Source organism: Rhizobacter sp. (assembly GCF_031412495.1).
GTDB lineage: Bacteria > Pseudomonadota > Gammaproteobacteria > Burkholderiales > Burkholderiaceae_C > Schlegelella_A.
Genome location: NZ_JANODC010000048.1, coordinates 1 through 5,072 on the forward strand (window position 1 = coordinate 1; position 5,072 = coordinate 5,072).

A 5,072-nucleotide genomic window follows, 5' to 3' on the forward strand; every position below is an offset into this window, starting at 1 on the left:
CTTGCGCTCGGTGATGTCTGCCACGACTCCGGCCATGCGCACCGGGCGTCCCTCGCCATCGTAGTAAGTCCGGCCCAGCGCCTCGATCCAGTGCACGGTTCCGTCGGGCCAGCGCACCCGAACCTCGAGCGACAGGACCCCGGTCTGCCCTGCGCGTGCGAACGCCTGCTGGAACAGCGGGCGATCCTCTTCGAGAACATGTCGCATCGCGATCTGCTGCCCCCAATCGGGTTGGGCCTGCTCGTATCCGAAGATCTGGTCGTGCCGCAGCGATCGAACCGCCGCTTTATCCGTCGTCAGATCAAGATCCCAGGTCCCGAGGTCGGCCGCTTGCAATGCGACATGCAGGCGCTCCTCCGCAAGCGTTTGCGCCACCTCGCCGGTCGTCTCCAGCACGGTCACAAGCACTCCGGCCGCCTGCCCTGCCTCGTTGAAAACAGGGCTGTACGTGAGGGTAAAGAAGGCTTCCTCCGGGCTACCGTGCCGCTCTATGACGAGCCGCTGGTGCTCAAAGGTCAAGCTTTCTGCGCGACCGAGCACGGCTTCGTAGACGGGAGCGTTGAACTGCCAGACCTCTGGCCAGCACTGCCGGGTAGGCTGGCCCAGTCCAGCCGGATGCTTCGCACCCATGATCGCGCGGTACCCGTCGCTATAGATCTGCACGAGCTCCGACCCCCAGAGGACAACCATGGGCGCGGGCGCGGCCGTGACCAGACCGGCTACTGCACGCAAGCTGAACGGCCAAGCTGCCGCAGGGCCCAGCGGAGTCGGCGACCAATCCTTCTCACGACAAAGACCGGCCACGTCGCCTCGGCCTGGAAAGATTGACTCGACAGCGTGTGTTCGAGAAAAGCCGTTCTGAGTTCCGTCGTGCACCAAGAGGTCTCCAGGCCTGTCGAGCGCCTCCCGGAGCTCTCAGCGAGCGGGGAGTCCGCCGCCCGGATGCAGTGTGCCAGACGCTCTGCTACCTCCGGAGGGGATCGGTTCCGATAGCTCGCCCTGCTCAACCTCGGAATCGACAGCAAGCTACGCGGCTGCGATCTGGTCGCCTCAGGGTTGGGACATCTGCCACGGCGACCAGGTGGCGTCTCGCGCCGTCGTCATGCAGCACAAGACCGAGTGGCCGGTTCAGTTCGCGATCACACCAGCAACCCGCGACCCCGTCCGGAACTGGATCAAGCAAGCAGGACTGAGGTCGGACGACTTCGTCTTCCCGACGTCGCATCACTGTCCGCATCTGGGCACGCGCCAGTACGCTCGAACTCTGGAGCGCGAGGTCGAGGAGCTTGGACTCGATCCCGCTGACTAAGGCACCCACTCGATGCGGTGCACCTAGGCCACGCTGATCTACCGGCGCACCAAGATCCTCGTTCCGTTCAGTTGCTGCTCGGGCGCTCCAAGCTGGAGTCGACCCTGCGCCATCTTGGCAATGAGGTCGGCGACGCCCTGGAGATCTCTGAGCAGACGGAGATGTGACCAGAGGGCATCAATCGCCCGGTATTCGCTGCGACCACGGCCGGCCGGTGGGCGGCCGCCGGCAGAGCCGCCACGTCCAGGCTCCGCTTGAAGCGGGCAGTCGCGGGCAGCAGGTCACGCAGATGCGCCATCTCCATGGGCTTGACGAGATGACAACGTCGGCTTTGACCAAGGGCTGACATTCGACGATCGAAGTTGACTGGCTGCATCTAGTCTGAAGCAGTCTCTTCGGCCACACCGACGGCGACCCCCCGGCGACGGCCGCGTGCTGCCGCCACCCGGCCCTGCATCAGCGCGAGATCTTGCGCTCGATGTTGATCACCACGCCTTGGCGGAACGTGATGATCGTCAGCGTCTGCGCGTCGCGGAAGTGCGGGAAGTAGGTCCATGTCTTCTCTTCCGGCTGGCCTTTCACGCTGGTGACGATCGCCTCGTGGTCGGGCTTGCCGATCTTCAGGATCACCTCGCCTTCGCCCATGCCCTTGCTCAGGAAGCCACGATCGCGCGCGTCGACGGCCAGGGCGCCGGCGGACGTTAGAACCAGAAGGCAGAGAACGAGTGACTTGATGCAGTTCATGGAGCCCTCCTGAGTTCGCTGCTGCGCAGCCGGAAGCGTTGCAGTTTCCCCGTCTCCGTCCGCGGCAGCGCCTCCCGAAACTCCACCGCCCGCGGGTACTTGTAGGGCGCCACCGTCGCCTTCACGAAATCCTGCAGCGCCTTCACCATCGCCTCGTCGCCCCGCTGCCCTGAGCGCAGCACGACGAACGCCTTGACGATCTGGCCGCGCTCATCGTCGGCCACGCCTATGACGGCGCACTCGGCGACGGCCTCGTGCCGCAGCAGCACGTCTTCCACCTCCACCGCGGCGATGTTGTAGCCGGCCGAGATGATCATGTCGTCGGTGCGCGACTGGTAGACGAAGTAGCCGTCGGCGCTCTGCACGTAGGCGTCGCCGGTGTAGTTCCAGCCGCCCTTCACGTAGTCGGCCTGGCGCGGGTCGCCCAGGTAGCGGCAGCCGGTGGGGCCCTGCACCGCGAGCCTCCCGATCGTGCCTCGCGGCACCTCGTTGCCGTGGTCGTCGACAACGCGCGCCCGGTACCCCGGCACGACCAGGCCGGTCGCGCCTGGGCGCGCCTGCGCCTCGTCGGCGGAGATGAAGATGTGGAACATCTCGGTCGCGCCGATGCCGTCGACGATCTCGATGCCGGTCGACTCCTTCCAGAGCGCACGCGTGGCGGCGGGCAGCGCCTCGCCGGCGGCGACGCACTTCCTGAGCGCACCGCCGTCGCGCGCCCCGAGCTTCTTCTCGCGCGCGCCGGCGGCCATGGCGCGGTACGAGGTGGGCGCGGTGAAGCAGACGGTGGCGCGCTGCGACGCGATCGCCTCCAGCAGGTCGGGCGGGCCGGCCTTCTCGAGCAGCACGGTCGAGGCGCCGATGTGCATCGGGAAGAGCGTCAGGCCGCCGAGGCCGAAGGTGAAGGCGAGCGGCGGGCTGCCGATGAAGACGTCGTCGGGCTCGGCGCGCAGCACGTGCGGCGGGAAGCACACGCAGCTCGCCATCACGTCGCGGTGGAAGTGCATCGTCGCCTTCGGCTGGCCGGTGGTGCCGGAAGTGAAGGCGAGGATGCAGGTGTCGGTGGCGGCGGTGTCGACGGTCCGGAAGGGGGCGTCGTGGCGGGACATGAGGGTTTCGAGCGAGGGGGGGTCAGATCCTTCGCTGCGCTCAGGACGACGGGGGGCGGCGGCACCGAAGCAGACGATCCTGGCGGGCGTGGTCGACGACGCCGCTGCGGCCGCGGCCTTGAGCTCGCTGCGCAGGGCGGCGTCGCAGAGCGCGATCGTCACCTGCGCCTTGTCGATCACCTGGCCGAGCTCCTTGGCGCGCAGCATGGGCATCGTCGCGACGGCGATGCCGCCCGCCTTCATCACCGCGAACCAGCAGGCGACGAGCATCGGCTTGTTGGCGGCGCGCAGCAGCACCCGGTTGCCAGGGACGAGGCCGCAGTCCTCGACGAGCACGTGGGCGATGCGGTCGGCCTGGGCCTGCAGCTCGGCGTACGTCCAGGCCGGGCCGTTCGGTGCCTTCACGCACGGCCGGCCGCCGCGGCCTTCCTTCACATGGCGGTCGAGCAGCTCGGTGGCGCAGTTCAAGCGCTCGGGGAACTGCAGCTCGGGGAGGTCGAAGCGGAACTCGGGCTGGGCATCGGGCGCGGGCAGGTGGTCGCGCGCGAAGGTATCGACATGGGCGGTGGTGGGCTTCATCGTCAGCGGCCTTGTCGTCCTGAGCGAGGCGAAGGATCTTGGCTGGGGACCACGGCGAGATCCTTCGCTGCGCTCAGGATGACGGCGGCAGGGACTCAGAACGCCGAGATGCCGGTGATGGCCCGGCCGAGGATCAGCGCGTGCACGTCGTGCGTGCCCTCGTAGGTGTTGACGACCTCGAGGTTGACGAGGTGGCGGGCGACGCCGAACTCGTCGCTGATGCCGTTGCCGCCCATCATGTCGCGCGCCAGGCGGGCGATGTCGAGCGCCTTGCCGGTGGAGTTGCGCTTCATGATCGACGTGATCTCCACCGCCGCCGTGCCTTCGTCCTTCATTCGGCCAAGGCGCAGGCAACCCTGCAGGCCGAGCGTGATCTCGGTCTGCATGTCGGCGAGCTTCTTCTGGATCAGCTGGTTGGCGGCGAGCGGCTTGCCGAACTGCTTGCGGTCCATCGTGTACTGGCGGGCGCGGTGCCAGCAGTCCTCGGCGGCGCCGAGCGCGCCCCAGGCGATGCCGTAGCGGGCCGAGTTGAGGCAGGTGAACGGGCCCTTCAGGCCGCGCACCTCGGGAAAGGCGTTCTCCTCGGGGCAGAACACCTCGTCCATCACGATCTCCCCGGTCACCGAGGCGCGCAGCCCGACCTTGCCGTGGATCACCGGCGCGCTCAGGCCCTTGGCGCCCTTGTCGAGGATGAAGCCGCGGATCGCACCTTCGTCGTCCTTGGCCCAGACGACGAACACGTCGGCGAACGGCGAGTTGGTGATCCACATCTTGCTGCCGGACAGCGAATAGCCGCCCGGGACCTTGCGCGCGCGCGTGACCATGCTGCCGGGGTCGGAGCCGTGGTTCGGCTCGGTGAGGCCGAAGCAGCCGATCCACTCACCGGTCGCCAGCTTGGGCAGGTACTTCTGCTTCTGCGTCTCGGTGCCGAACTCGTTGATCGGCACCATGACGAGGGACGACTGCACGCTCATCATCGAGCGGTAGCCCGAGTCGACGCGCTCGACCTCGCGCGCGACGACGCCGTAGCAGACGTAGTTCATGCCGCCGCCGCCGTACTGCTCGGGGATGGTCGAGCCGAGCAAGCCCAGCTCGCCCATCTCGCGGAAGATCTTCGGGTCGGTCTCGCCGGTGCGGAAGGCCTGCACGACGCGCGGCGCCAGCTGCTGCTGGCAGTAGGCCGCGGCGGCCGAGCGCACGGCGCGCTCGTCGTCGGTGAGCTGCTGCTCGAGGAGGAGCGGGTCGTCCCAGTGGAAGGAAGCTTTCGTCGTCGCCATGTCTGAATCTCCTGTGTCTAGTCGGGAACGACCGCGGTGACCTCGATCTCGACCTGG

At 67.7% G+C, this 5,072-nt stretch carries 4 protein-coding genes and 1 pseudogene; 1 reads left to right on the plus strand and 4 read right to left on the minus strand.

Annotated elements, in window-relative coordinates:
• The coding region (locus AC30N0_RS01750) for a PAS domain-containing protein (RefSeq protein WP_489516219.1) at positions 1-690 on the minus strand (690 nt) is incomplete at its 3' end.
• A 303-nt stretch (positions 691-993) separates the two neighbouring features.
• On the opposite strand from AC30N0_RS01750, the pseudogene AC30N0_RS01755 reads away from it, so the two are divergent.
• Positions 994-1,476: pseudogene (locus tag AC30N0_RS01755) on the plus strand (tyrosine-type recombinase/integrase); the annotation flags it as partial.
• Between the two features lie 289 nt (positions 1,477-1,765).
• Here AC30N0_RS01755 and AC30N0_RS01760 read toward each other — a convergent pair.
• From AC30N0_RS01760 to AC30N0_RS01770, 3 genes are all read right to left on the minus strand, one after another.
• Positions 1,766-2,053 (minus strand): hypothetical protein, encoded by a 288-nt coding sequence (locus AC30N0_RS01760; RefSeq protein WP_489516220.1) that lies wholly within the window; start codon positions 2,051-2,053, stop codon positions 1,766-1,768.
• Positions 2,050-3,738 (minus strand): AMP-binding protein, encoded by a 1,689-nt coding sequence (locus tag AC30N0_RS01765; protein ID WP_489516221.1) that lies wholly within the window; start codon positions 3,736-3,738, stop codon positions 2,050-2,052. Before AC30N0_RS01765 ends, AC30N0_RS01760 begins: the two co-directional genes overlap by 4 nt.
• A 95-nt stretch (positions 3,739-3,833) precedes the next feature.
• Positions 3,834-5,015, minus strand: coding sequence for an acyl-CoA dehydrogenase (locus AC30N0_RS01770; protein ID WP_489516222.1), 1,182 nt, complete (start codon positions 5,013-5,015; stop codon positions 3,834-3,836).
• Positions 5,016-5,072: the final 57 nt, after the last annotated feature.

What these genes read in the sequence shown, in the direction of transcription:
- AC30N0_RS01760 (WP_489516220.1), bottom strand. Translation starts at nt 2,053, where the DNA reads ATGAACTGCATCAAGTCACTCGTTCTCTGCCTTCTGGTTCTAACGTCC.
- AC30N0_RS01765 (WP_489516221.1), bottom strand. Translation starts at nt 3,738, where the DNA reads ATGAAGCCCACCACCGCCCATGTCGATACCTTCGCGCGCGACCACCTG.
- AC30N0_RS01770 (WP_489516222.1), bottom strand. Translation starts at nt 5,015, where the DNA reads ATGGCGACGACGAAAGCTTCCTTCCACTGGGACGACCCGCTCCTCCTC.